General features: G+C 60.1%; 20 protein-coding genes. 7 read left to right on the forward strand and 13 right to left on the reverse strand.

Going from position 1 to position 25,299, the window contains the following annotated elements:
- Positions 1-18: 18 nt before the first annotated feature.
- From G7A98_RS09560 to G7A98_RS09595, 8 genes are all read right to left on the reverse strand, one after another.
- Positions 19-2,820, reverse strand: coding sequence for an EAL domain-containing protein (locus G7A98_RS09560; RefSeq protein ID WP_163649439.1), 2,802 nt, complete (start codon positions 2,818-2,820; stop codon positions 19-21).
- Positions 2,821-2,827: 7 nt separating this feature from the next.
- On the reverse strand, positions 2,828-3,202 hold the full coding sequence (locus tag G7A98_RS09565; protein WP_224415042.1) for a flagellar protein FlaG: 375 nt from the start codon (positions 3,200-3,202) through the stop codon (positions 2,828-2,830).
- 128 nt (positions 3,203-3,330) lie between these two features.
- The gene (locus tag G7A98_RS09570; protein WP_163649440.1) at positions 3,331-3,876 is read right to left on the reverse strand and encodes a FlgO family outer membrane protein; all 546 of its coding nucleotides are present in this window, start codon (positions 3,874-3,876) and stop codon (positions 3,331-3,333) included.
- Positions 3,877-3,890: 14 nt separating this feature from the next.
- The gene (locus G7A98_RS09575; protein WP_163649441.1) at positions 3,891-4,550 is read right to left on the reverse strand and encodes a hypothetical protein; all 660 of its coding nucleotides are present in this window, start codon (positions 4,548-4,550) and stop codon (positions 3,891-3,893) included.
- Positions 4,551-5,049: 499 nt separating this feature from the next.
- Positions 5,050-5,712: an acetyltransferase gene (locus tag G7A98_RS16710; protein WP_240464715.1), complete on the reverse strand. Its 663-nt coding sequence runs from the start codon at positions 5,710-5,712 to the stop codon at positions 5,050-5,052.
- Positions 5,713-5,874: 162 nt separating this feature from the next.
- Positions 5,875-6,969, reverse strand: coding sequence for a DegT/DnrJ/EryC1/StrS family aminotransferase (locus G7A98_RS09585; protein ID WP_163649442.1), 1,095 nt, complete (start codon positions 6,967-6,969; stop codon positions 5,875-5,877).
- A 369-nt stretch (positions 6,970-7,338) separates the two neighbouring features.
- Entirely contained in the window at positions 7,339-12,489 is a 5,151-nt protein-coding gene (locus G7A98_RS09590; protein WP_163649443.1) for a glycosyltransferase, read from the reverse strand.
- A 364-nt stretch (positions 12,490-12,853) separates the two neighbouring features.
- Positions 12,854-13,720, reverse strand: coding sequence for a flagellin (locus G7A98_RS09595; protein WP_163649444.1), 867 nt, complete (start codon positions 13,718-13,720; stop codon positions 12,854-12,856).
- A gap of 361 nt (positions 13,721-14,081) precedes the next feature.
- On the opposite strand from G7A98_RS09595, the gene G7A98_RS09600 reads away from it, so the two are divergent.
- Both G7A98_RS09600 and G7A98_RS09605 read left to right on the forward strand, forming a co-directional pair.
- On the forward strand, positions 14,082-14,306 hold the full coding sequence (locus G7A98_RS09600; protein ID WP_163649445.1) for a DUF2835 domain-containing protein: 225 nt from the start codon (positions 14,082-14,084) through the stop codon (positions 14,304-14,306).
- Between the two features lie 57 nt (positions 14,307-14,363).
- Positions 14,364-16,931, forward strand: coding sequence for an EAL domain-containing protein (locus tag G7A98_RS09605; RefSeq protein ID WP_163649446.1), 2,568 nt, complete (start codon positions 14,364-14,366; stop codon positions 16,929-16,931).
- 18 nt (positions 16,932-16,949) lie between these two features.
- Here G7A98_RS09605 and G7A98_RS09610 read toward each other — a convergent pair whose 3' ends face one another.
- The 5 genes from G7A98_RS09610 to G7A98_RS09630 all read right to left on the reverse strand — a co-directional run bounded on the left by G7A98_RS09610 (position 16,950) and on the right by G7A98_RS09630 (position 21,119).
- On the reverse strand, positions 16,950-18,005 hold the full coding sequence (locus G7A98_RS09610) for an asparaginase (RefSeq protein WP_163649447.1): 1,056 nt from the start codon (positions 18,003-18,005) through the stop codon (positions 16,950-16,952).
- Positions 18,006-18,045: 40 nt separating this feature from the next.
- A complete protein-coding gene (locus tag G7A98_RS09615) occupies positions 18,046-19,260 on the reverse strand; it encodes an MFS transporter (RefSeq protein ID WP_163649448.1) in 1,215 nt (404 codons plus the stop codon).
- A gap of 17 nt (positions 19,261-19,277) precedes the next feature.
- Complete coding sequence (locus G7A98_RS09620) at positions 19,278-19,844, reverse strand: hypothetical protein (protein ID WP_163649449.1); 567 nt, start codon at positions 19,842-19,844, stop codon at positions 19,278-19,280.
- A gap of 100 nt (positions 19,845-19,944) precedes the next feature.
- Entirely contained in the window at positions 19,945-20,559 is a 615-nt protein-coding gene (locus tag G7A98_RS09625; RefSeq protein WP_163649450.1) for a CBS domain-containing protein, read from the reverse strand.
- A gap of 56 nt (positions 20,560-20,615) precedes the next feature.
- Entirely contained in the window at positions 20,616-21,119 is a 504-nt protein-coding gene (locus tag G7A98_RS09630; RefSeq protein ID WP_163649451.1) for a hypothetical protein, read from the reverse strand.
- Positions 21,120-21,338: 219 nt separating this feature from the next.
- On the opposite strand from G7A98_RS09630, the gene fliD reads away from it, so the two are divergent.
- The 5 genes from fliD to G7A98_RS09655 are packed head-to-tail and all read left to right on the forward strand — an operon-like array spanning position 21,339 to position 24,992.
- Complete coding sequence (gene fliD / locus G7A98_RS09635; protein WP_163649452.1) at positions 21,339-22,727, forward strand: flagellar filament capping protein FliD; 1,389 nt, start codon at positions 21,339-21,341, stop codon at positions 22,725-22,727.
- Between the two features lie 30 nt (positions 22,728-22,757).
- Entirely contained in the window at positions 22,758-23,153 is a 396-nt protein-coding gene (gene fliS, locus G7A98_RS09640) for a flagellar export chaperone FliS (protein WP_163649453.1), read from the forward strand.
- A gap of 5 nt (positions 23,154-23,158) precedes the next feature.
- Positions 23,159-23,521: a flagellar protein FliT gene (fliT, locus tag G7A98_RS09645; protein WP_163649454.1), complete on the forward strand. Its 363-nt coding sequence runs from the start codon at positions 23,159-23,161 to the stop codon at positions 23,519-23,521.
- Positions 23,518-24,693, forward strand: coding sequence for a flagellar hook-length control protein FliK (locus tag G7A98_RS09650; protein ID WP_163649455.1), 1,176 nt, complete (start codon positions 23,518-23,520; stop codon positions 24,691-24,693). The genes fliT and G7A98_RS09650 overlap by 4 nt, the downstream gene beginning before the upstream one ends.
- Complete coding sequence (locus G7A98_RS09655; protein ID WP_163649456.1) at positions 24,690-24,992, forward strand: EscU/YscU/HrcU family type III secretion system export apparatus switch protein; 303 nt, start codon at positions 24,690-24,692, stop codon at positions 24,990-24,992. Before G7A98_RS09650 ends, G7A98_RS09655 begins: the two co-directional genes overlap by 4 nt.
- Positions 24,993-25,299 lie beyond the last annotated feature (307 nt).

The raw sequence follows: 25,299 nt of genomic DNA on the forward strand, positions 1-25,299 counted from the left end.
TTCTCCGCGCCGGTGGCGTCACTGGCTGCGTGGCGGACCGAATCGCAGCGTGCGTTCGGGGCGGGCAAGCAGATAGCCCTGGGCCCGCTGGCAGCGCAGACGGTTGAGGAAGTCGAGCTGGGCGGGCGTCTCGATCCCCTCCGCGCAGACGCGACGACCGAAGCCGTGGCACAGCGTCAGCAGCGATTCGACGATGGCGCGGTCCTCGCTGGCCCCGGGCAGGCCGGCGATGAAGGACTTGTCGATCTTGACCGTGTCGAAGGGAAACTGCTTGAGGTGCGAGAGCGAGGAGAAGCCGGTGCCGAAGTCGTCCAGCGCGATGGCGATCGACTGGCGGTGCAGGCGCTCGAGCTGCCTGCCGACCCGCCGGGGCGACTGGATGAGCGCCGTTTCGGTGACCTCGACTTCCAGCGCCCCGTGGGGCAGGTCTCGCGCCGCCAGGGCCTGCACGATGAACTCGGGCAGGTCCCGGTCGTCCATCAGCTGAACGGCGCTGATGTTGACGCTGATGAAGAAGCCGGCGGGCAGGCGGTGGCGATCCGCGACGAGGCTGTCCAGGGCGCGTTCGATGATCCAGCGGCCCACCTCCAGCATCATGCCGCTTTCCTCGAGTACCGGGATGAACACGTCCGGCGTGATGCTGCCCAGCTCCTCGTCATGCCAGCGTAAGAGGGCCTCGGCGCCGCAGGGCGACGACAGGTCGTCCAGCGCCCACTGCGGCTGGAAGTTGAGAAAGAAATCCCCGCGCGTGAAGGCGCCGGCCAGCCGTCGTTCGAGGGTCTCGTGACGGCTGACTTCATCGAGCATGCCCGCCAGGTACTGGCGAAAGCGGTTACGGCCGCCCTGCTTGGCGCGCATCAGGGCGGCGTTGGCGCGTCGCAGCAGTTCCTCCGGCGCCAGGTCGCCTTGAGCGTCGATCGCCAGGCCGGTGCTCACCGTCAGCTGCAGACCCTCGATGGCCTGGAAGGCGTGATTCTCGACGGTCTTGCGCCAGCGTTCGGTCAGCGCCACCGCGTCGTGGCTGTCCGCCACCCGGGTGGCCAGCGCGAACTCGTCGCCGCCCACGCGGGCCAGCAGGGTGCCGGGATGCGCGCCGGCCAGCCGCTCCAGCACCTGGGCCAGTTCCTGCAGGGTGGCGTCGCCCCGCTGGGTGCCGTGGGCCTCGTTGAGCCGCTTGAAGCGGTCGGTGCCGTAGACGGCGACCAGGCGCAGCGGACGCCGGGTATCGGCCTCGTCGCCGCTGTGGGCCAGGGCCTGCAGGAAACCGTAGCGGTTGAGCTGGCGGGTCAGGATGTCGTGCCGGCTGATCCAGTCGATCTCGCGCTGGGCCTGGAGGCTGTCGCGCAGATCGCGGGCGACGATGATGTAGTTGCTGCGCCCGGTGGCGTGGTGCGTGATGCGCTGGATGACCGCCTGCACGGGAATCTCGCCGCCATCCCGGCAGCGCAGGTTGAGCTCGAGGCGCAGCGAGCGGGTGGCGGTGTCCAGCGAATACAGCCGGTTGTGCAGGGCGTCGATCGCCAGTGCCGCGTTCAGTGCCTCGCCGGGCATGGCGAGCAGCTCGGCTTCGCCGTAGCCGAGCTGGTTCAGGGCGCCCTGGTTGCAGTAGCTGAAGCGCCGGCTTGCCTCGTCGACGATGAGGATCACGTCCAGGGTCGCGTCCAGGGTGGCGCGGAACTCCTCGAGCGCGGCCTGCAGCCGGTCGCGCTGGCGGGCATCATGGAAGGCGCGCACCATGCGTCCGCCGAGCTGCTTGAGCGGCGCCAGGGCGTTCAGGATGGACGGATCGGGCGCATGGCCCAGATTGGCGACGACCAGCGTGCCGATGACGCGCTCGTTGCGCAGGAAGGGCACCAGCAGGGCGTTGTGCAGCGGCGGGTGCGTGGCCGGCAGGCGCGAGGCGTCCATGGCCTGAACGTCCGGCGGGGCCAGGTACTGCACGCTCGGCCGGCTGAAGCCGCCGCCGGTCATGACGTCGAGCGTCGCCATCGACAGGTTGCGGCCGCCGTGGAGGAAGAATTCCTGCATGGCGGGCGAGACGTCGCCCAGCGAGAGGCCGAGGATTTCCAGGGTCTCGGGCTCGGGGGCGTCGGCAGGCTGCATCACGCCGATCAGCCCGTATTCCCCCTGCAGGCAGTGCAGCACGTCGTCGAGCAGTTCCGCGAGGATCAGGCGTGGTGCGTCGCCGGCGATGTGGCGCCGTTCGATGTGACGCAGCAGATCGCCGAGAAAGGCCGCCGGGTCGACCGGGTGCGGGGTGCCGGGCGCCGTGCCCCCCGTGAGTCGGGAGGTCTCCTGGCGCCGGGCGATCTCCAGCGAGGTCAGGCGGGCCAGGCTCTCGAGGATGTCGCGCTGGTGGGGACCCAGGGTGCGCGGGCGGGTGTCGATGATACAGAACGTGCCCAGCGGCTGATGGCCGGGGCCGTGAATGGGCGTGCCGGCATAGAAGCGAATATGCGGCGCGTCCGTGACCAGCGGGTTGTCGGCGAAGTGCGCGTCCTTGCGGGCGTCCTCGATGACCAGCGTGTCCTGCCGGTTGATGGTGTAGCCGCAGAACGCATGCTCGATCGGCGTCTCGCGCAGGGTGGTGCCGCAGGCCGACTTGAACCATTGACGGCGCTCATCGACCAGGCTGACCAGCGCGATGGGCACGTTGAGCAGCCGACACGCCAGGCGCGTCAGCCGGTCGAAGCGCTCCTCGTCCTCGGTGTCGAGCAGCTGCACCGCCTTCAGCGCCGCCAGGCGCCGCGGATCGCGTAGCCGATCCGTTGTGGAGTGCTGGTCGTCGTTGCCGTGCCGGGGGTGCCACAGGGAAATCAAGAGAATCTCATGCCTCGATGTGGATCAAGCGACCCTGCATGTCCGAGAGGCTGGCGGCGACGCGCAGCAGCTCCTCGCTGGGAATCTGACGAATCAGCTCGCCGCTTTCCCGGTCGATGACGCGTGTCACGATGCGGCCATCATGCGAGTGCAGGTCGAACTCGATGCCGTAGTTCTTCATCGCCGCGTTGACGCGCTGAAGCGGCTCGGCCAGGTCGCTGCGGGTGGCCGCGGACGCCTGGTTTGCCTCGTCCGGCGAGTCGCCGGGCGGTGGCGTCAGGTTGGCCAGCAGGCGTTCGAGCCGCTGCTGGGGTGTCGCATCGGTCACGGGTGACATCTTGCCGGGCTGGGTGGCGGCCACGTCGGTCAGCGGTGTGCTCATGCTCGAACTCCCCGGAAGTGCCGCGGTGGCGCGGCGCTTGCGTCATTGTTGTCGATATCGGGATAAGCCTGTCTTAAGCATATCGGCGGTTGCCGATGGAACTTGAGCCGGATCGCTGCACGATTGTTCTACCACTGGGCCGGCAGCATGGCGCGAGTATTGCGATCCAGCGGGATGGCGGTGCTGGCGGCCCCCAGCACGCGGTTGTCGCTCGTGCGCACCAGCCGCACGTTGACGTAGGCGGTGGTCCGGCCGCGCCCGTAGGTGCCGACCAGGATCGCCTGGGCATTGTGCGAGGCGCTGAGCCGGCGGATGTCGCGGGAGAGCATCAGCTCGCCGGTGCGATCCTCGATGAACAGGCTCTGGCGCATCCTGACCTCGAGGATGTCGATGCCGGCCCGGGTCAGCGACGAGGCGAACAGCTCGGCCAGGGTGCGGCCGAAGGTCGAGGATTCGTGCAGGTCGTCGACATTGACGAAGGTGGCCACCACCACCGGCTGGTCCGGGGCGAGCCCGCGGGTGTTGGCCAGCAGGTCGGCGGTGCTGTCCTGGACCCGGGCGATCACGTCGACGGTGTCCTCGGCATTGGCGATCCGGCTGCCGCCGGAGCTGGCGCAGCCGGCCAGCGAGACGAGCAGGGCCAGCAGGGCGGGCAGTAGCAGGGCGCGGTGCATGGTCAGGCTCCTCTTTACCAGGTGCTGGAGACGGGCAGCGGCCGTGAGGAGGCATACTGGCCCGCGTCATCGCCGTTGATGTAGTACAGGTTGGACGACGCATAGAGCACGCGATCGTCCTCGGTGACCTTGGTGGTGATGACCACCTCGTGATTGCTGACCGACTCCCAGCTGCCGCTGAACAGGTCCACCAGCCCCGCCGCGGGGATCAGCGCCAGGGCGGGTTCCCCCCACTGGTTGATCGGCAGGGTCGCCACCGCGATGCCGGCGGAGAGGGCGGTCCAGGTGCCGCGTGGCGCGCGGGCATCGCGCCGGGCGCGGTGCGTGACCGTTTGTACATCGAAGGTGACGCGGGCGGTGTTGCCAGGCGCGGTGCGCACCAGCGCGCCCTGCGAGACCAGCCGACTGGTCAGCAGCTCCTGGTAGCTCTGCGCGAAGGTCGAGTTCTCGTCGTTCGCGTCGATATACAGCGCCTTGCCGCGCAGCGCCCGTCTGCGCAGCATGCCCTGCGCCTCGTTGGCGGCCAGCACGTCCCAGTGGTGGGCGGCCTGCATCTTGCGCTGGGTGCTGTAGGGGTAGGTTTCGGCCATCGGCACCTGGCTGGTGTTGACTTCGAAACAGCCGCTCAGCAACAGCGCGTTGCCGAGGGCGGCAAGGATCCATCTGCGTGACATGGGCAAGCCTTGTGATGAAGGGCGAGCTCGTGGGGTCGCCGGTTTTTCGTTTTCCTGGAGCGGGTTATCGGCGGGCGGCGGGCGAACTTTACCTTGCCCGTTTCGCAATATTCGCCTTTTCTGAAAAGAGTGGTAGAGATCGGTCGTGCCGGCAGAGTGGATGATACTATGTCGCTGAAGCCCGGGAGGCGGCGCGGGGGTATCGGCGGCCGGGTTGCGACTCGCTGGCAGACACGGGCACTACACTCTTTCCAATACGCTTTTTCACCGACGGTTATCCGGATAACCGCAGGGCGCAAGACATGAACGAAGACGACGATAACGCTGCCGGCATCGGGTGTCAGATAGTCTAGGCGCTGCCCGGCTCCACTCGACCCTCGGCTACCAGTCGCCGAGGGAGATCGAACTGGTAGCTGCGGCTTGAAAATGTGTCCGCTCTCACTTGAGCAGAACAAACTCTGCTTGGCCTGCATAGACCGTTGTTTGCGTGCAGACTGTTTCAGACAGAACCTAGTGGTTTTGCCGGGTTACCAACTACGATCTCGCCTGGTTGCACACTTTTCGTGACTACAGCACCCATCCCCACAATCGCGCCCTTGCCAATCGTTATCGGGTTATTGGTGCCGTCTTTAATAATGGCGCCAGCGCCAATATATACGTGGTCTTCTATCACGACATGCCCATTACATCTCACGCCCGGCGCAAACGTCACATAATCACCAATGGTTACGTCATGACTAATATGCGAATAAACGTTGCACTGGAACTGTTTGCCAATTTTTGTATTTGATGTTACATGGGTGTAGTGGCCGAAGACAGCACCTAGACCAATGTCGTTGGCTTCTAACGAAACAAACGTGTCAGAATATACAGATATTGGAGCCGCAGAGTTTTTTGGGATATAGCTCGATATTCTCTCGCGAGCGGAGGAGTCTGCTATTGCAATGGTATAAAATTTTTCACCTGGAATTTTCAAAAAATCACTCAGCTTGATAAGCCTTTTCCCATTTACTTCAGGATTATCTATTTTATACTTGTCATCAACGACAAAAACGAAATTCTTTGAGTCTACCGCAGGAAGCATTTTCCTCAATAAGGGCATCGTTTCTCGTCCTTGTCCCCCGGCACCAATAACTCCATAAGTTTTCATAGTACTGATCACCCACATAGCTTCCTGTATTCATAGAATAACCGCAGCACTTTGGTCGGTAGAGCATGGGATACCGACAGCTGACCCAGACCCAACGATAACAGACCCACTGCCGCGATGCCGCCAGCCAGCACCTCCAGACCGCCCTATCAGCGACCTGTGGATAAGGCGGGTTCATGCTTTCAGCTCCGTCTTAATCAAGTTGTTTATGCTTTGTTGGTCATGCAGAGAAAGCTTGTCAAAGATCGGAAGGCAGAGTATCCGGCTGGCTACGTCTTGGGAAACGGGCTGGTCAATCGTAGCACCCAAACACTCCAACGATTCCAGTGAGGGGTGAAAATACCGCCTCGCCAGTACGCCGTTTTCCTTTAGTATCGCAGCCACACGCACGGCCTGCTCCTCACTGTTAAAAACAACCGGGAAGTAAGAGTAGTTATATTCCAGTCCTTCCGGCTTGGCTTGTAGCTGCAGAGTTTGGCTCAGCGCCTGCTCATAGCGGTGCCATACGGCAGAACGGGATTTCAAATTTTCTTCCATCTCATCTAACACACACAATCCCATTGCTGCCTGTAATTCACTCATTTTAGCATTAATACCTAGCTCTTCAATTCTCTCCGGCCCCGTGATACCGAAATTGATCATTTTCTTGGCACGCTCAAGGTCTTCTTTGTGCTTGAAAATTATTGCGCCTCCTTCTCCTGTGTGAAAAAGTTTTGTAGCGTGGAAGCTAAGGGTGGCGGCGTCACCATAATTGAGAAGGCTTTCTCCTTTGTACTTAACGCCGAAAGCATGAGATGCGTCATAGATAACTTTGAGGTTATGCTCAGAGGCTATCCTGTCGATGGCCTGAACGTCACATGCATTACCGAAAACGTGTGTAGGCACAATCAAACGTGTTTGTTCGGTGAGCAAAGTTTCTATTTTTTTTGGGTCAAGACACCATGTGCTTGGATCTATGTCGGAGAAAACAGGGTCAATGCCTTCCCACTTCAAAGAGCTCGCTGTCGCAATGAAGGTAAACGGGGTTGTGATTGCTTCCGTATATTTTCCTTGGCCGCTTATTCCAAGCGCCCTGTAAGCAATTTGCAAGGCAAGAGTCCCGTTTGCTACTAATAGCAAATTGTCAACTCCGAGGTGGCTTTCTAGGCGCTTCGTCAGCTCCTGAACAAGTTGTCCGTTGTTAGTGAACCAGGCGCGCTCATAAATGCCATCAATGTAGCGGGCTAACTTTTCGCGATTTGGTAGATACGGCTTGGCGAGCTGAATCATATACGGCCTTTGTGAATATATAAAATAATTGGCTTTTAGCTTAGAGATGGATCATAAGTGTAAAAAATGGCTGTTCTGCCAAGGTGCATTGCATGGTATGGTATTTCCTTAATGCTATGAAAAATAACAAATATTTTGCTTTTTGAGAAAAGCTAGAGGCGCAACCACTTTATCAATGGTTAGTAGTTTTCTTCATGGCGGTAGCCGATATTTATTTTCCCTTTGGCAGCTCCCGAAGTGGCTGACCATCGTTAGGGGGGGGCAGCCTTTGGGACTGCTTACTTAAATCCATGGTATCCCCCCCCCCAGTTTGTCTTGCTTATAACCCATCATTTTGTGAGTTTTCAAGCAATTTCTAGCGTATTGTTTTTATATAGCATCAACACCCGATTTTTTATTAAATTTCTTTCTTAGTATGAACTCATTGATAAGTCCAGTTCGCTCTCCGTGATCGTAAACTGGATTCGCAGATTGATAGTTGGCCAGAGAGCCAATTATTTCATAAGGCAGTCTGTTGTTTTTAATTTTTTCAACTATATCATTGACGGCAAAATATACGTCCGGGGAGTGATTTTTGTCCCAATAGTCATCAAATACAATAAATCCACCATCTGCAACTAGCTTCTCATACGTGGAAAAATCTCTTATGACGCTAGAGTAAGTGTGGTCCCCGTCGATAAATAGAATATCTATGGCTATGCCTTGCTCTTCAAGATATGCTAGAGCTTTTGAATCGCATGATTCCTCTTTTATTATTGTGTATTCACCAGCATGCTTTGATAGATTTTTTATTAGCGTCTGTTCTTGAGAGAGATCGCCTTGATAGTGATTTTTTGGCAGGGATAGAGGGTCTATGCAATAAACCTTTGTTTTTAGATCGTGCGATAGCATTAGGGAGGCTGAATGGCCCACATAAGATCCAATTTCAACGTAATTAGCTTCTCTTTTATTTATGAGGGTTCTGATATCATGTAATATATGAATGTGATCATGAAATTTTCGCTCAGGGATATGTACCTGGATTTTTTTTAAAATTTCTAGAGAGTTAGATTCTCTGATGATAGAGGATAATTCCTCTCTGGTTTGTTTGTGTTTGTTAGCACTTGTTGTGGCAGCTTCTTCGTCCGTGGAGTTTGTGAGATTAATTGTTTCTCCAGTTTTCCAGAATCTTTTTAAATCTAAGGTGTCAAATTTACTGGGTTTCGGATCCTTCCTCAGCGAGGCTTTTACTTGACAATTATTTTGTTGCCAGCCTAATTGTTTAATCATATTGCAAAAAACAGTAATTCCTTCATGATTTGGTTGATTCCTATACTGTTCGCTTGTCTGTTCAGAAGATATTCTGAAATTAGACAAATATTTGTTCAGAAGCACCAAATTGCCTCTTCTTAGGAGGTTCATCCATGCTGAGAGGTCACCGCGACCTTCAGTTACTTTTCCTCCAAGCATGAACAAGCTGTCGCCTAAGCTTAACGCTATTTCCCGTGGGAAAAGAACGCTAGAAGGCTCGCCTATAAAATTTATTAGTCCATTGGAGAATATTGAAACCAGGCTTTTCCCATCAATATTTACGTCTTCCCCGAATGGGTTCATATAAGCTAAAGAAGGAGGTGGTATTATCCTTCCTTGCTCATTAATAACATTTCTCAATGCACTTGCCAAAGATAATTTTTTATCGGCTTTAAATGGCTTTATTAACTCTGACAATGCATTTGGATGCAAAGTGTCGTCATCGTAAAGAGGTTTTATGTAATCTCCTTTGGCTCGCCTTATGCACTCGGGCAGGTTTTTGATTTCGCCAAGCCGATTGGTATTTTTATAATATCGGATATCTATTTTCGTTGTTTTCTTATACTCATCGCATATGTCCGCAATGGCAGTGCTTTCACTGTCATCGCATATCAGGATTTCAAAATTGTTGTAGTCTTGATCCAGGGCACTTTTTAGAGCGTCCCTAAACCAAGTTTCCTTATATGCTGGGATGACAATAGAAATCAGTGGGTCGAATTCCTTTTCTTCTGAAGGAATAACGACTCTTAATGCTTTAGGCATCTCGCCGTATTCAGGCGCGATTGGAAGAAGGTTTTTTTCTTCTACAATGCTGTTAAAATAAGTTGATGCTCTTTTGTATAGCGTTTCTCTATCGTGTTTATTCCCTCCCCCTTTTAACCCCTTCTGATAATCCACCTCCATTAAAACAATTTCAGGATCGTAAGAGAGAGAGTTTAAGCATCTTGCTATAATCGTTATTTCGTCATCAGCACAGTGTGAATTATAGCTTGGGCAGAGAATGCATTGGTCATAAATACTGTATGCCCATGCCTTCCTCACCATTCCGAACGAGGCGATCCTTCCATTCCATTTTCCATCATTAAACGCAAGAAGCCCATTTCCGTTTTTTTCTAACTCATTATAAGCACGGATAAGCCAATGCATACCAGGATAGGCATCTTGGGCTAGGTATACTATATAGCGAACTTCGCATCGCAGAGAAATTTCGTTAAGGGTTTTTATAAATCCTTGTCGCTTCGAGTCATAAGCTATGATGACTTTAAGTGGCATTCCTGCTCTGTTAACAAGGGCTTTGGCCGTATTTAAACCAAGCTCCTTGTCAATGCAGGGCATTACTACAGCCACGCCGCTTGGATCTTGGTAACTGTATGAGCTTGTGTTTTCTGTATCTACTAAATCTATTGAGTTATTGATTTCTACATATCTCGAAATATTTTTTTCATTACTTTTTTTAGATAAACTAGATCCAATATATTTTTCGCTAATAGGCAAAAAACGATTAATTGAGGCATGGTCTTTATTGCGACTGAAAAGAAAATATGCTAAATCGTTTGCTCCGTATATAGTTTTTAGTAAAAATGATAGTTTGTTATTTTGGTTTTTTGTAAAATTCGATATGCGTGAGTTGGTGGCAATAAATATCACGTCCGCACTTTTTAACTCAGTCGCCTGACGTTTTTCTTCCGGAACGTCTTCCGGAAAATAGCTGCGGTACTGCTCATTGTTGAAGCGGTAGAAGCGGAAGCCATTGCGAGTCATCCACTGCTCTAGGTCTGCAAACCCAAGCTGATTTTCGTGTGTCGGTTGGAAAGCGACTCTGGCTTGTACCAGGAGCGTGTCCTGCATGGCTTTACTGCCATGCTCCAGAATCGTCGCACCATCATTGACAGCATCGAGTACTAGCCAATCGATTGAGGGCAACCCTTCGATCTGGTCCAGGGAGATTGTCTCAATGGCATGCTCTTCAAGCTGTTGCGGATGTTGACCTTCTCCGACTTCTGCTTGCTGGCTCTCGATCAGGGGCTTCAATGAACCGTCAAGGGTTGAGTCACTACAACGATAAATCGATACAGGCTGGCCGTTCCCAAGGGTTACGCCGGGGTAGTAGTGAACGTTGGTATGACTCTTGAGAGAGTTATCCGCAGCTCGGGTTGTCGGGTCAAAGCAGATTAGTTCCAGATAATCATCGTTTAGCATCTCGCGAACGGCGCTGTTTCCCAGTAGTTGCCCGCCGTTATCGATTGCAATGATTTTGCCCTCGAAATCCCATTCGAACTCACCGTTGGTATTCGAGTCTGACTGAATTTTTACCGGCGTACTCTCATCCTCAAACCAGGCTTGGCCACGCTTATTGAACGTCAGTGCGGCAGGGGGCTTACCTTCGCAATGGCGTTGCCAGATAGCACGTAGCGCTTTATGAAAATGGCGCGCGAAGCGTGGCGCATCACAGACCGGTGAATTGATAAACACCTGCCGAAGTGAAGCACGTATAACCGCTAAGCTGGGCAGGTCGGAAGCGAGCTCAATAACGCGCTGTCGATATTCTTCCCAGCTGTTGACGACCAGTTCTGGCATGCCGGCATTGGTCAGGTGTGTCGCTGAGTGGCGACCGGCAAATGTCGGTCCGGGTAACGTCACGACAGGAACGCCCATCAGTAAGGCTTCACAGGTCGTCAGCCCACCGGAGTAAGGCCAAGGATCGAGAGCGATGTCGATACGTTGATAGCTTTCTAGGAGTTCTCTGTGTGATTCAGGCCCCTCAAGTATAATTCTTGATTTTTCGATTCCGGAATTTGTGAATACATTCCAGATTCTCTCCTTGGCTCTTTCTGTTTTGTAGGCTGCTCCTTTGAGAAGCAAGTTGCTGCCAGGAATATATTTGAGAATATCTGCCCATTGTGAAAGCGTGATGTTGTTGATTTTTGCTGGATTGTTAAAACAGCCAAAAGTTATGTGTCCGTTGGACATTGCTGGCAACGCGGTTACTTCTGGAGCATACTCTGGTGGGGTGTAACAAATATAATCGTTGGGTAGTCGGATTAATTTTTCTGTATATTCGAAATCCTGTCCTTTTGGTGTTTCGATAGGGTCGCTTATAAAATAATCATAAGCATCAATTCCCATGCTGCTGATTTGCCCCCCTATCCATTTAACGATGACGGGAGAAGGGTGGTGCATGAATGTTAGGATTCGTGTGCCGCCACTGTAGCCTGCTAAGTCAAACAGGATGTCGATTTTGTCTTTAGTTATTTTTTTCGCGAGATTTTTGTCGTCAAGGTGGTAGGTAAGGTTCCAATTTTTTACTGTATTGCGAATCCTTGAGTTAAGAAAGTCTTGTGAGTCACTGTCACTGTATACATAAATTTCGATATCATTTTTGAGCTTTTCAAGCGTGCTTGCTAACATCCAGCCCACAGGGTGAATCTTTAAGTGAGAAGATATTATGCCGACCTTAATTGAACGTGCTTTAGATATCTCGTTTTCTAGTGACTCCATTTTTTCGATAGGAAATAAATGGCTGAATTCAGAAATTTTTTTTCGGATGGAAGAGGCGGTCTGAGAGGGGTCATAGTGAAGACTCAAAATTTCATTAGCGTAAGGGAGGAGGGATCCCGGTGATAGCTCCTTGGCTCGGCTGTAATGGTATGATGCCTTTTTAAAGTCATTCAAGTCAGTTGAGAGATTTCCCAAGTTGTTATGTACTGCTGGATCATCGGGGCTAATTTCAGCAAGCTTTTCCATCTCCTTGAGGCCTTCGTCGAAACGAAAGCTCAATGTGAAAATGGAGCTTTTTAAAGCCATAATATTTTCTGGAGCGTACCCCAGTTCTTCTGCTCGCTCAAGGTATGGCATAGCCTCATCGCCGCGTCCCGACTTATATAGCATCTCTGCCATATTAAACTGCCAATAAGAATTTTCAGGATCTATTAATAGCCCCTTTTTTTGATTTTCGGCTGCTCTCCTGTAGTCTCCGCACGAAAAATAGGCTCTGGCGAGTGTGCCAAAAAGCGTTGGGTCTCCCTCATTTTCTAATTCTAGAGAAGCCTCGAGTGCGCCAATGGAGTCTTCATAATCTCCTGTTTTGAATAAGCAGTATCCTAAGGATTTCCAGCTAAAGGCATCGTTGGGGTTTGTCTGTATAAGGGTTTCTGATAGTTTTTTTGCCTCAATTATTTCTCCTTGATGATATAAAGCAAGAACCTTGTCTTTTTGATCGTCAGTAACCATTCTGTTGAACCTCATGGTAGGTTGTGCTTAGAAATCCTTTCATGACCGGTAGCCAGGACGGGCTCTTTTGCTGGCAAGCTCTGAAATGTCGTATTATCATAAGAGTGTTGTAGGCCTTTTCTTAGTGCTACCTTTAACACTCATGGTAAAGGGCTCTCCCTTAGCCTTTTCCGCCGGAGCCCATCATTCTAAGAGCTTGGCGTCCGGCTGCTGAAAAATGAAATTCGACCTAGTGTAGCAGAAGAAAAAATCATGAAGAGCGAGAAAAAGCGGTTTTTCATGGTGATTTTCGCAATAAAAAGGGTCGGCGCTAAGCGCCGACCCTTTTTGGTTAGCCCGATATTTTCGGGCCGATTACTTGATATTAACGGAGCAAGGAAAGCACGTTCTGGGGCGTCTGGTTGGCCTGAGTCAGCACGGAGGTACCCGCCTGCTGCAGGATGTTCGCCCGCGTCATGTTGGAAGCTTCTTTGGCGTAATCGGCATCCTCAATCCGAGAGCGTGCTGCCGACAGATTGATGGAAGTCGTATCGATATTTTGAATCGCTGATTCAAAGCGATTTTGTACGGCACCCAGATCGCTGCGTGCATCATCCACATTGCTGATCATGGTGTCGAGATCAGCCAGCGAGGTAGAGCTCAGTACGTCGAAGCCGAAGGAGCTAACGCTACGAGAGGTAACAGAACCACCGGTAAGACCTGCTGTACCACCACTTTTGTACTGGTTCCAACCAGTGGAGGTGCCGATCTTGACGGCGATAGTCTCACCATCATCAGCGCCAACCTGAATGTCGAAAGAAGACCCGGTGGAAGTAGCAGAAAACAGCTTCGTACCATTGAATTCTGTTTGGCCGGTAACACGATTGATCTCTTCCATCCGTTGGTTGACTTCCTTTTGGATGGAATCGATATCGGCGCCGGAGTTGGTTCCATTCTTGGCTTGAACGGTCAGCTCACGAATGCGCTGCAGGTTGTCGTTGATCTGGTCCAGTGAGCCTTCGGCGGTCTGGGACAGGGAAATGCCGTCGTTGGCGTTGCGGCTGGCTTGGTTGAGGCCGGTGATCTGGCTGGACATGCGGTTGGCGATGGCCTGGCCGGCGGCGTCGTCCTTGGCGCTGTTGATGCGCAGGCCGGAGGAGAGACGCTCCATGGCGGTCTGCAGCTGGTTCTGGGAGCGGTTCAGGTTCTGCTGGCCGATGAGGGCGGTGATGTTGGTATTAATGACTGCCATTTTCGTGTTCCTTCCTTTTCTACCTTCGACAAGGTCTTGAGGCTCCAGCGGCGCGCCGGGAATCCGGCTTGGTCACCGCAACGGCGCCGTTGGCCGTTACCCCAGTTATCGACCCTTCACCGGGATGCTTTAGGGTTTCGGGAAAAATTTTTGCGTTCGGTGGGTGATGGCGTGCTGCGCGGGGTTGACGAGGCCTCCAAGCGTGTCGACGGGTAAAGCCTGCTGCCGGCGTGGCCCGCCGTTGAATCGATCCCGTGCATTTCGGGTACCATCCACGTGGCCGTGGCTGCATTCGGCGGCGTTTTGGTCGGGGCGACCTCGGTCGGTTCATCGAACGAAAGCAGGGAGGCGCACGAGGATCTTGCCCAGTGTCGATATCTTTCTCGAGCTCAGCGCGCAGGCGTGCCTAGCTCACTACCGGGGGGCGGCGCAGGTGGTGCATGCTCGTAGCGTGGACGGGCGGCGGGTGGCGTTTCCCGCGCGGGCGCTGCGTCACATCGTCACGCGGGATGGCGTGCACGGCCGCTATCGGTTGTTCTTCACGCCCGAGGGCCGATTTCAGTCGTTGGTGCCCCTGCCGGGCTGATAGAGTCGACCGGCCCATGGGGGCATCGGCAGAAAACCGCGGCAGCGAGGCAAGGCGATGACCACAGCGCTTCAGTGGCTGGAAGCCCAGCAGAACATTCACGAGATGATCGCCCGCCAGGCGCCGCTGACGGACACCCTGGCCGCCGTGGCGGCCTGGGCGGGGCTGATGCTGCCCGAGGCGCTGGTGTCGATCATGCGCTACGACGCCACGACGCGCACCCTGAGCCTGGTGCCCGGGAGCGCGTTCTCGAGCGAGTACGTGGCCGCGCTGCAGAATGCCGGGATCGGCCCCGAGGCGGGCAGCTGCGGCAGTGCGGCGTTTCACCGCCGGCTCACGGTCACCGAGGATATCCATCGGGACCCGAAGTGGGCGGCGTATCGGGCGCTGGCCGATCACGAGGGGCTGCGGGCCTGCTGGTCGATGCCGGTGCTGTCCGGCGAGGACGAGCTGCTGGGCACCTTCGGCGTCTACCATCGCCGGCCGGCGCTTCCCTCCGAGCAGGACTGCCAGCGCATGCAGCAGGCCGCGGCGCTGGTGGCGCTGGCGGTCATCCGCGACCGGGACGCACGGTCGCGCCGCTCGCTGGAGGCGCGTTATCGCGCACTCTACGACCAGCACCCGGACGGGGTCTACGAGTTCGACACCCGGGGCTATTTCCAGCGCTGCAACCGGGCGCTGGAGCGGATCATCGGCTATCCCGAGGCGGCGCTGCTGGGGCGGCACTTCCGGGAGTTCGTGCTCGAGGAGTCCCGGGAGCCGACCCTGGCGCGCTTCGACCGCGCCCTGGCCGGCGAGGTGCAGCACTACGAGCTGGCCGCGAGGCGGGCGGACGGTACGACCTGCGATCTGGAGATCACCAACTTCCCCATCGTGGTGGACGGGGCGACGGTCGGCGTGTTCGGCATCTGCCGCGACATCTCGGCGCGCAAGACGCGCGAGGCGCGCCTGCGCCTGCTGCAGCGGGGCATCGAGGACTCGCCCAACGGCGTGGTGATGGCCGATGCCGCCCGGCCGGACCTGCCGCTGATCTATGTGAACAAGGCCTTCACCGCGATGACGGGGTACGCCGCCGAGGAGGTGATGGGCCGGAACTGCCGCCTGCTGCAGGGCGGTGACACCGATCCGGTGGCGGTGGCTCGGGTTCGCCAGGCGATCGACGCGTGTCGTGACGTCCAGGTGGTGCTGCGCAACTATCGGCGCGACGGCACGCCGTTCTGGAATCAGCTCTCCCTCGCCCCGGTGCTGGACGACCGGGGACATTGCACGCACTTCATCGGCATGCAGCAGGATGTCACCCGTCAGCGCGAGCAGGAGGCGCGCCTGGCGTTCCAGGCCCGTCACGACACCCTGACCCGGCTGCCCAACCGGGCCTCCCTCGAGGCACGGCTGGACCACGATTACCGGCAGAGCCGACGGCGCGGCTCGCTGCTGGTGCTGATGCTCATCGACCTCGACGACTTCAAGTCGGTCAACGACGGGCTGGGCTACGAGGCGGGCAACCAGTTGCTGATCGCGGTGGCCCGCCGCCTGCAGGCGTTTCCGGGAGCGGGGGACACCCTGGCGCGCCTGGCCGCCGACGAGTTCGCCCTGCTGATGCCGGGGCTGGCCAACGAGGCCGGGGCGATCGCCCTTGCCGAGCGGCTGCTGGAGGCATTGACGCAGGCCTTCACGGTGGCCGGGCAGCGCCTGCACGTCAGCGCCAGCATCGGCATCGCCGGCAACCAGCAGGCCCTGGCGCACCCGCGTGACCTGCTGCTGCATGCCAACCTGGCCACGCAGCGGGCCAAGGGGCAGGGCCGCAATACCTGGCAGTGGTATGCCGGCGGGGATGGCGAGGCGGTCAGCGAGCGGGTGCGGCTGCGGCGCGATATTCAGGAAGCGATCGAGCGCGACCAGTTCGAGCTGCACTATCAGCCGCTCGTCGAGGCGGCGAGCGGTCGGCTGCGCAGCGTCGAGGCGCTGGTGCGCTGGCGCCATCCCGAGCGGGGCATGATCTCGCCGGGGGTGTTCATCCCGCTGGCCGAGCAGACCGGCCAGATCATCGCCCTGGGCCGCTGGGTGCTGCGCCGGGCCTGTCGGGACATGGCCGCGCTGAATGCCCGGGGGGCGGACGCGCTACCGGTGGCGGTCAACATCTCGCCGCTGCAGTTCCGGCGCCAGGGCTTTCTGGCGGAGGTGGAGCAGGCGCTGGCGGACAGCGGCCTGCCGGCCGAGCTGCTGGAGCTGGAGGTGACCGAGGGGGTGCTGATGTCCGGGGCCGAGTCGGCCATCGCCCTGCTCGGCGAGCTGCGCGCGCGGGGCATCCAGATGGCGATCGATGACTTCGGGACCGGCTTCTCCAGCCTGAGCTACCTGCGCGATCTGCCGATCACCAAGGTCAAGCTCGATCGCGCCTTCATCCAGGACATCACCACCCGAAACGACAACGCCGCCATCGTTCAGGGGATCATCACCATGGCCCATCACCTGGGGCTGAGCATCGTGGCGGAAGGCGTGGAAACCGCGGCGCAGCGCCGCGACCTGGTGCGTCGGGGCTGCGACCTGCTGCAGGGCTTCCTGTTCGCCCGGCCGATGCCGCTGGCAGAGCTGCAGGGCCTGCCGGCGTGCCTGCCCGTGGCGTGACGGCCGGGTCGGGAAGCGTCAGCGCTCGCCGGCCAGTGATGTTATGAAACGCTGACGGCGCTCGGCCGCGTCGAGGGGCTGGGCGGTGAGATGAACCAGCTTGGTCAGCGCCGCCTCGGGGGTCATGTCGGCACCGCTGAGCACGCCGGCGTCGCTCAAGCCCCGGCCGGCGGCGTAGGCGCCGATCGATACCGGCCCCTGCGGGCACTGGCTGATGGCGGCGAGCAGCTTGCCCTCGCCGCTGGCAGCGGCCAGTACCTCGAGCAGGGCCGGGTCCTCCGGGCAGTTGCCGCTGCCCCAGACTTCCAGCAGCGCGCCCTGTACCGTGTCGTCCTCCAGCCAGCGGGCGGCCAGTGAGGCGGTGATGCCCGGCCACAGCACCAGGCGGGCCACGGGCGCGGCGCCCAGGGCGGCGTAGTCGGGCAGTTCGAAGCGCGGCAGGCCGCGCTGCTGGTCATCCAGGCCGCGCCCGGGGTAGAGCACGGGGTGGCCGTCGACCAGCTCGCCGAGCAGCGGATAGTTGGGACTGGCGAAGCCGTCGGCGGCGCGGGTGTCCCACTTGCGGGTACGCACCCCGCGGCGCAGGGCGCCGCCGAAGACGACGGCGACCTCCTGGAGCGCCGGCAGGGCGGCGAAACGCAGGGCGGCCTCCAGGTTGGCCAGGGCGTCGCTGCCCTCGGCCTCCAGCGGGCGCTGCGAGCCGGTGACCACCACCGGGCGGTCGATGCCCTGCAGCTGGTAGGCCAGGCTCGCGGCGCTCCAGGCCAGGGTGTCGGTGCCGTGGATGACGATGAACCCGGCGTAGTGACGGCCATCCAGTGAGCCGTCATAGGCGGCGGCCAGCGTCCGCGCCAGGGCCTGCCAGTCCGCCGGCGTGGCGGCGCTGGAGTCGATGGGGCGCGGCGTGGCGTGGACGACGAACTCGGGCAGCGAGGCGCGGCGCGCAGGCGCCAGGGTGGCCAGGGCCGCCTGGATACGGCGTTCGATGTCGCCGCTGGGGATGAGCCCGCGCTCGCTCTCGCGCATGCCGAAGGTGCCACCGGTATACAGAATCAGCAGGGGGGCGTCGTTCATCGGGGCCTCGCTTGCTCAATGCGTGAAGGGGTGAGGGGGCTCACTGGTGGCGGGTGACCAGCCGGCCGTGGTCGTCGAGATCGAGCTGTCGGCGCCGCCCGGCGAGCAGCGCGCACAGCGCGGCGGCCAGCACGAAGCCCAGCAGCGCTAGGGTGATCACGGTCAGGTTGTCCGTCCGCCCGATCAGGATGCCCACCAGCAGCGGCCCCAGGGCGGCGATGGCGTAGCCGATGCCTTGGACCATGCTCGACAGCTTGCCCGCCAGCTGCGCGGTGGCGCTGCGCAGCACGATCAGCGTGAGCGCCATGCTGAAGCTGCCGCCCTGGCCGAGGCCGAGCAGCATCACCCCGGCCCAGCGCCATTCCAGCGGGGCCTGCAGCAGGGTGACGATACCGGCGGCGGTGCAGGTCAGCAGGATCAGGATCGTCGGCCGCTGGTCGCGCCCCAGGCGGCCCAGCCAGGGCGCGCCGAGGGCGGTGATCAGCTGGCCCATGACCGAGGCGGCCAGCAGCCAGCCAGCCTCGGCCTCGCCGAGCCCGCGCTTCTGCAGCAGGGCGGGGAGCCAGCCGAAGACGATGTAGGCCAGCGCCGACTGGCTGCCCATGTAGCCGGTGACCTGCCAGGCCAGCGCCTGACGAAACACGCGGACCCGGGGGCCCCGGCGTGGCGCATCGTCGGTGGCCGGCCAGGGGTGCGGCATGCGCCAGCGCCAGGCGATCAGCGCCAGCAGCGCCAGGCCGGCCCAGCTGCCCAGCGACAGCCGCCAGTCGCCGAAGATATCGGCCAGCGGGACGCTGAAACCGGCCCCCAGGGCGCCGCCCAGGCACAGCGCCATGGTATAGACGCCGGTAACCAGATCGGCGCCCTGGGGCAGCTCGCGCTTGACCAGCGCCGGCAGCAGGGTGCCGGCGATGCCGATGGCCGCACCGGCGCCGATGGTGCCCAGGTAGAGCAGCGCGACGCTGGCGTTGGCACGTACCAGCAGCGAGGCGGCCAGCAGCAGCAGGGCGAGGCTCAGCGTGCGCTCGGCGCCCAGGCGCCTGGTCAGCCAGGGGGCGAGGGGCGCGAAGATCCCCAGGCAGAGTACCGGCAGGGTGGTGAGGATGCCGATGGCGTCGGCGGACAGCCCCAGCGCCTGCTGGATGCGGATCAGCATGGGCGCCAGCGACGACAGCGCCGGGCGCAGGTTGAGGGCGACGAGAATCATCAGCGCCAGAAACGGCAGCACGCGGCGCCAGGCCAGTGAACGGGACATCACGAATCCTTGGTCGATCAATCGTCCCGGCGTGACGGGGATGATGGGGTGGACGAGGCGGTCGGTGACCGGGGCGCGTGCGTGCCCCGATGGTCCGGGTCGGCGGCGTCGGGCGGCGACGACAGGGCTTCCAGCCCGTAGAAGGCGGTGGCCTGGCGGGGGCGTCCGGCCTTGGCGCGAATGGCGCTGACATCCTCGGTGCTCACCCAGGGCGCCTGGCCGGCGAGCGGGTTGCGCTCCACCGTCAGGGCGCCGTCGTGGAGCCAGCAGCGCTGGGGCGTCCAGGCGACATGCCACAGGCGCTCCCGCCAGCGGGCCGTGTGGTCATCGACCAGGGTCAGGCGCGACTCGGGGATCAGGGCGGCGAACTGGCGGGCATTGAGCGGCTGGCCGGTCTCCGGCAGGGTCACGGCGCCCTGGAAGCGGCCGGACTCGAGGGTGGCGTCGTCGGTGGCATCGTCGGCGCCGGCCGGCTCGATGCGCCCCCGGCCGCACAGGTGCAGCAGGTGATCGTCGACCTGCTTGACGACCCAGACCGTCTGTTCGGACTTGTGCCTGCGCTTGAACCAGTTGCCGAATGCCAACGTCGAGAGCTCCCTGGGTAATGAATCGAATGAGGTGCATTGCCGCCCGGGCGGGGCATCATATCGGCCGGGCCGTCGCCGGCCCGGCACGTTTTCCGGCTTACAGGCTGTGGCCGAGCACCACCTGGCAGATCGCCGAGAAGCTGCGCGCTTCGGGCGGGCGGTCCAGGACGATGCCCAGGGCCCGGCCGACGTCGGCGGCGGAGATCAGACCGCGCACGGCGGTGCCGCCCTGGGTGTCGGGTTCGGTGATCAGCAGGTGCTGGTCGCCGAAGGCACGGAGCGCCTCGACCAGCTCGCCGACCGTGATCTTCTCCAGGCGGGCGAGCGGCAGGGCGTGGAGTTCCTGGCGCGGGGTCTGGACCATCTCGACGGTGACTTCGTCGCGGTCGACCTGGTGCTGGCGCATGGCCAGGGTGATGCGGCGCCCGCCGATCAGTTCCCGGGCGTTGACCACGCCGGTCAGGTGGCCGGCGGCGTCGAGCACGAACAGCAGGCGCACGCCGCCCTGCTTCATGATCTCGAGCGCCTGGGCGATCGAGTGGGAGGTCGGGATGGTGAAGGCGCCGGTCTGGGTGAAGTCGGTCAGCAGGGCCCGGGCGGGGCTGTCCATGGTCAGGCTGGCCACGGCCTGCGGGCGACGGATCGTCACGTCGGCGTCGAGCGTTTCCAGCTGCAGCGCGGTGCCAGTGGCCGATGGCGCGATGGTGGTCATTCAGAAGCCTCCTGTGTCGGCTCGGTGGGTCGGTGCGAAGGGCCGGGGTGCCGTGGTTACTGCATGTAACGTCTCAGGTCGCCGCGCACGCTGTCCAGAAAGGTCACGAAATGCGTGTCGCGGTCGTCGTCGACGCGGTCGATACGGCAGCCCAGGGCCATGTCACGTTGGACCAGAATTTCATCGAAAATTTCCAACGTCAGCTTGGCGACGGTGGCCTCCTGCGGCTCGACGGCGCCCTGTTCCAGCGTGAAGGACTCGAGCAGGGTGGCGCGCACGCGGGTGGTGCCGCCCTCGGTGAGGATGCGCCGCACGAACAGCCAGCCCTCGCAACCCAGGGCCGGGCCGTCGTCGCGCCGGCGGCGAAACAGGGTGCGGTAGCAGGCGCCCTCGGCGGCGCTCTTTTCCGCCATGCTGCGATAGCCCTGGGTGACACGCGAGGCCATGGCGCCGGCGCTGGCCAGCTTGCGCAGTGCCGCGCGATGCTCGCGCTCCAGCTGATCCTGGCGGTTGAAGCGCTGCCAGCGTTGATAGTCGGCGAAGAGCGGGGTCGCATCCATGGTAAGCCTTCCTTGTTGACGGGGTGCCGGTGTCGCCGGACGTCGGGCCACTCATGATGTCGCAGCCGCGCTCTCGTGGCCAGTCTCGCGTGTGCCGGCAGGGCTAAAGTTCCGCCGCCCGGGGCCGATAGCACGAAGTGACAGCCGAAAACCGGCCTATTCCCGCGCTCGTGGCGGCGACGGGGCTGGTACAAAGGGCGCAGATATCAGGGGGCATAGATGGCGAGCATAGCGTCTTTGGGGATCGGGTCGGGCATGGACCTGAACGGGTTGTTGAAACAGCTCGAAAGTGCCGAGCGCCAGCAGCTCACCCCGATCACCCAGCAGAAGTCCAGTTACAAGGCGGAGATTTCCGCTTTCGGCAAGCTTCAGTCGGCGCTGGAATCTTTCCAGGGGGCCGTGGACAAGCTCAACGATACCAAGACGTTTCAGGCGGTAAGCGCGAACGTCAGCGGCACCGGTCCCGAGGTGACCACCGACAGCAGTGCGGTCCCCGGAACCTACACGATCGACGTCAACAACCTGGCACAGGCGCATTCCATAGCCAGCCAGCGATTCGCCGATACGACGAGCAACCAGGCTTCTGTTGCAACGACGATTACCATCGATCAGCCCGGCATCAGTGGGGCGAGCTTTGATGTATCCATCGACCCGGCCAGCAGCTCGCTGGGCGATATTCGTGATGCCATCAATGCTGCCGATGGTGGCATCGCGGCCTCCGTGATCAATGACGGGAGCGGCAATCGCCTAGTGCTGACGTCCAAGGATACCGGGGCGAGTTCGGCCATGACGGTCACGGTAAACGGCGATGCAACGCTGGACAGCAAATTGTCCTTCAATGCCACTGATAGTGATCCGGACGGAATGACCCAGACTGTCGCCGCTCAGGATGCCTCGCTGACCGTCAACAACATCGCCATCACCAGCGCCTCGAACAATGTGGAGGGCGCGATCCAGGGAGTGACGCTGGATCTGACGCAGGCCAGTGCTGATGCGACCTCCGCATCGACGCTCACGGTTTCCCGAGATACCGGCACCATCAAGGAGGACATTCAGTCGTACGTGGATGCCTATAACAGCCTCCAGGACACGATGAACTCACTGACAGCCTTCAACGGGGGGGGCAAGGCGGCCGGTGAGCTGATCGGCAATAGCTCGGTCAGGGGGATCGATTCCGGCTTGAGGCAGGTGACCAGCAGCATCGTTGGTTCCGGCAATATCTCCATGCTGGCTGACATGGGCATTGACCTTTCTGTCGACGGCAAGCTCGAGGTGGATGACACCAAGCTGACCGATGCGCTGAACAACGATATGAGTGGCGTGACACAGTTCTTCGGCGGGGATGCCACGACCGATGGTCTGGCTGACAAGCTAGGCGCCAGACTGGATTCCATTCTGGGCAGTAACGGACCCATAGAAACCGCGACCTCGGGCCTCGAGAATCGTATCAGTTCCTTGGACGACCGATACTCACGGACGGAAGACCGTATCAACGCCACGATCGACCGCTATCGGGAACAGTTTTCCCGTATGGACTCGATGGTGTCCAGCATGAACTCGACAATGAATTATCTATCGCAGCAGCTTTCCTCCGTGGGAGGGCAGTAAGCAGGCTGCTGACGTGTACAGGAGTGATCTATGAGTACGCTTCAAGGGGCGGGTGCCTACGCTCAGGTAGGGGTTGAAAGTGCGGTGATGTCCGCGACACCCCATCAGTTGATCGTCATGCTGTTCGATGGTGCGCTGGCCTCGCTCAAGGCGGCTAAGTTGCACCTGCAGCAGGGCAACAAGGTCGAGAAGGGACGCTCGCTGTCCAAGGCGATCGATATCGTCAACAACGGTCTGGCTGCGGCGCTCGACTATGAAAAAGGAGGCGACATCGCTGCCAACCTGGGCGCATTGTATGACTATATCTCGCGGTTGCTGTTGCAGGCCAACCTGAGAAATGACGAGCAGCGTATCGATGAGGCGTATACCCTGCTCAACGACATCGCATCGGCCTGGCGCGAGATCGCCCCCCAGGCGAGGAGCTGAACCGCATGATGGCGGCAAGAGATGTGCTGGAAAGCTACGAGCAGCTGCTGCAGCGCTCGGCAAGGATGCTGGATCTGGCCCGCAATGGTGACTGGCCGGAGCTGGTCGAGGAGGAGTCCGGTTATGTGGTGGCCGTCGAGACGATCAAGCGTCTCGAGGTCGACTGCGTGCTGGAGATGCCCGAGGCCCGGCGCAAGGCGGAGCTGCTCGAGCGGATTCTCGAGCAGGATGGCGAGACGCGCCGTCATCTGCAGACACGCCGTGACGAGCTGGGGCTGCTGATCGGCGATCAGCAGCGTCAGCGCCAGGCCAGCCAGGCCTATCGCGGCGGCAGCCAGGTTGTGCGGATGTCGCCGAGGTCGCGGTGAGCGGTGTCATCACGCCGCTGATCGATACCCTGCTCCATCAGGTGCTGGGCAAGCGGGGTGATGCCCCGGTGATCCGCAATGAGGCGGAGCCGGTCAGGCCGCTGACGCCGAATTCGGCCCTGCGCGCCCTGCACAGCGATTCGCGCCTGGAGTCCGGGCGTGCCGGTGGCACGCTGCCCCAGCCGGGCGTCTCCCCGGCGTCGGGCAGGGCCTCGGGCGAGCTTCCGCAGGCCCTGCTGCCGGCCTCGACGACGACCCGCTTCAGCCCGGCGGCACGCACGATTGCCGATGTATTGCTGAAATTTCCCGCGCCGCCGTCGGTCATTCGCCCGGCGGCGCCGTTGTCGGCATCCGGGGCGTCACTGGATGCGACGCAGCTGGCGCCCCGGCTGCAGGCCGGCATCGAGACCAGCGGCCTGTTCTACGAGGCCCATCTGGCGCGCTGGTTTCGCGGCGAGCTGTCGCGCGGGATGCTGCTGCGCGAGCCGCAGATGCAGTTTGCGCCCCGGCTGCCGTCGACATCCAGCGGCGCGGCGGGCACGGCGCCCACCGGCGGCTTTCCGCCCCCTCCGCAAGCGGCAGGAAGCGGAGCGGCCTCTGCCTCGCCCGTGCCCGCCATGGCCGCGTTGAGCTTTCGTCCGCTGGCGGCTGGTGATGCGCTGTCCGAGGTCGCGGCGCGGGATCTCCAGCTGGCCTCGCAGCAGGCCCAGGCTGCCCAGTCGGCGCAGGGCAAGGACGATGTCCTGCAGCAGCTGGTGCGCCACCAGCTCGAGATGATGGTCGCGCCGGTCATCCGTTGGGAGGGGGAAGTCTGGTCCGGGCTGTTCATGGCCCTGACCCTGCATGTGCCGCCGGAGGCCGAGCGGGAGCCGCGCGACGGCGGTCCGGAGGAGGACGCTCCCGAGGGCAGCTGGCACAGCGAACTGACGCTGCGCCTGGCCAGCCTGGGGGAGCTGGGGGTCCGGCTGTGGCTTCGCGAGCGCTCGCTGGCCCTGGAGATTCACGCCAGCGAGGCATCCGTGTTCACCAGGCTGGAGGCGGGGCGGGCGGACTTCGAGTCGCGGCTTCGGCGCTGCGGGCTGGATGATGTGAGGGTCAGCGTGTTGCGCGACGAGCATGGCGATCGCCGGCCGGGCGGCGCCGAGCCCGCCGGCTTCGAGGGCGAGGCATGACCTACCGGGATCCCCGTTCCGAGTCGCGCCGCCAGGCCGTGGCGCTGGCCTATCGCGAGGGCGATGCCGCGCCGCAGGTGGTCGCCAAGGGCTACGGCGAGCTGGCCGAGCGGATCGTGGCCGAGGCGCATCGCCAGGGGGTTTTCGTCCATGATGCCCCGGAACTGGTCGGCCTGTTGATGCAGGTCGATCTGGACGCCCGGATACCGCCGGCGCTCTACCAGGTCATCGCCGAACTGCTGGTCTGGGTCTATGGGCTGGAGCGCGACGCGGAGGAAGAAGGCGTGGAAAAGCGTTGATCTCGATCCTGTGGGGTCAACGCTGGCGACCATGAGCGCTTTCCAGGAGTCACGGCCTGACGTTTTCTGCTCATGAAAATGCGTTTTCAAACAGCTATTTAAACTTTGTGACTGATCTGAGTCACGTTTCCTGCACTGTGCCTGAGTTTCTTGGCCGCTTGAGTTGAATTTCTTAATAAAAAAGTCTCACAATAATGGCACGCTGACAGCGTTCAGTGGCCGGGCGCCGCGAGCTATGGTGACTTCTGGTGTATGGGAGGAGGTAGGAAGGGTGGCGTATCCTGTTGATTGATCTCGCCAGATCACA

Source organism: Modicisalibacter sp. 'Wilcox' (assembly GCF_010993675.1).
Classification (GTDB): Bacteria; Pseudomonadota; Gammaproteobacteria; order Pseudomonadales; family Halomonadaceae; genus Modicisalibacter; species Modicisalibacter tunisiensis.

Excerpts from the sequence above, each read along its gene's own strand:
- G7A98_RS09565 (WP_224415042.1), bottom strand. The coding sequence starts at position 3,202 with ATGAGCACACCGCTGACCGACGTGGCCGCCACCCAGCCCGGCAAGATG.
- G7A98_RS09625 (WP_163649450.1), bottom strand. The coding sequence starts at position 20,559 with ATGACCACCATCGCGCCATCGGCCACTGGCACCGCGCTGCAGCTGGAA.
- fliT (WP_163649454.1), top strand. The coding sequence starts at position 23,159 with ATGATGGCGGCAAGAGATGTGCTGGAAAGCTACGAGCAGCTGCTGCAG.
- G7A98_RS09575 (WP_163649441.1), bottom strand. The coding sequence starts at position 4,550 with ATGTCACGCAGATGGATCCTTGCCGCCCTCGGCAACGCGCTGTTGCTG.
- G7A98_RS09655 (WP_163649456.1), top strand. The coding sequence starts at position 24,690 with ATGACCTACCGGGATCCCCGTTCCGAGTCGCGCCGCCAGGCCGTGGCG.
- G7A98_RS09615 (WP_163649448.1), bottom strand. The coding sequence starts at position 19,260 with ATGTCCCGTTCACTGGCCTGGCGCCGCGTGCTGCCGTTTCTGGCGCTG.
- G7A98_RS09610 (WP_163649447.1), bottom strand. The coding sequence starts at position 18,005 with ATGAACGACGCCCCCCTGCTGATTCTGTATACCGGTGGCACCTTCGGC.
- G7A98_RS09630 (WP_163649451.1), bottom strand. The coding sequence starts at position 21,119 with ATGGATGCGACCCCGCTCTTCGCCGACTATCAACGCTGGCAGCGCTTC.
- G7A98_RS09590 (WP_163649443.1), bottom strand. The coding sequence starts at position 12,489 with ATGGTTACTGACGATCAAAAAGACAAGGTTCTTGCTTTATATCATCAA.
- G7A98_RS09585 (WP_163649442.1), bottom strand. The coding sequence starts at position 6,969 with ATGATTCAGCTCGCCAAGCCGTATCTACCAAATCGCGAAAAGTTAGCC.
- fliS (WP_163649453.1), top strand. The coding sequence starts at position 22,758 with ATGAGTACGCTTCAAGGGGCGGGTGCCTACGCTCAGGTAGGGGTTGAA.
- G7A98_RS09570 (WP_163649440.1), bottom strand. The coding sequence starts at position 3,876 with ATGCACCGCGCCCTGCTACTGCCCGCCCTGCTGGCCCTGCTCGTCTCG.
- G7A98_RS09605 (WP_163649446.1), top strand. The coding sequence starts at position 14,364 with ATGACCACAGCGCTTCAGTGGCTGGAAGCCCAGCAGAACATTCACGAG.
- fliD (WP_163649452.1), top strand. The coding sequence starts at position 21,339 with ATGGCGAGCATAGCGTCTTTGGGGATCGGGTCGGGCATGGACCTGAAC.
- G7A98_RS09595 (WP_163649444.1), bottom strand. The coding sequence starts at position 13,720 with ATGGCAGTCATTAATACCAACATCACCGCCCTCATCGGCCAGCAGAAC.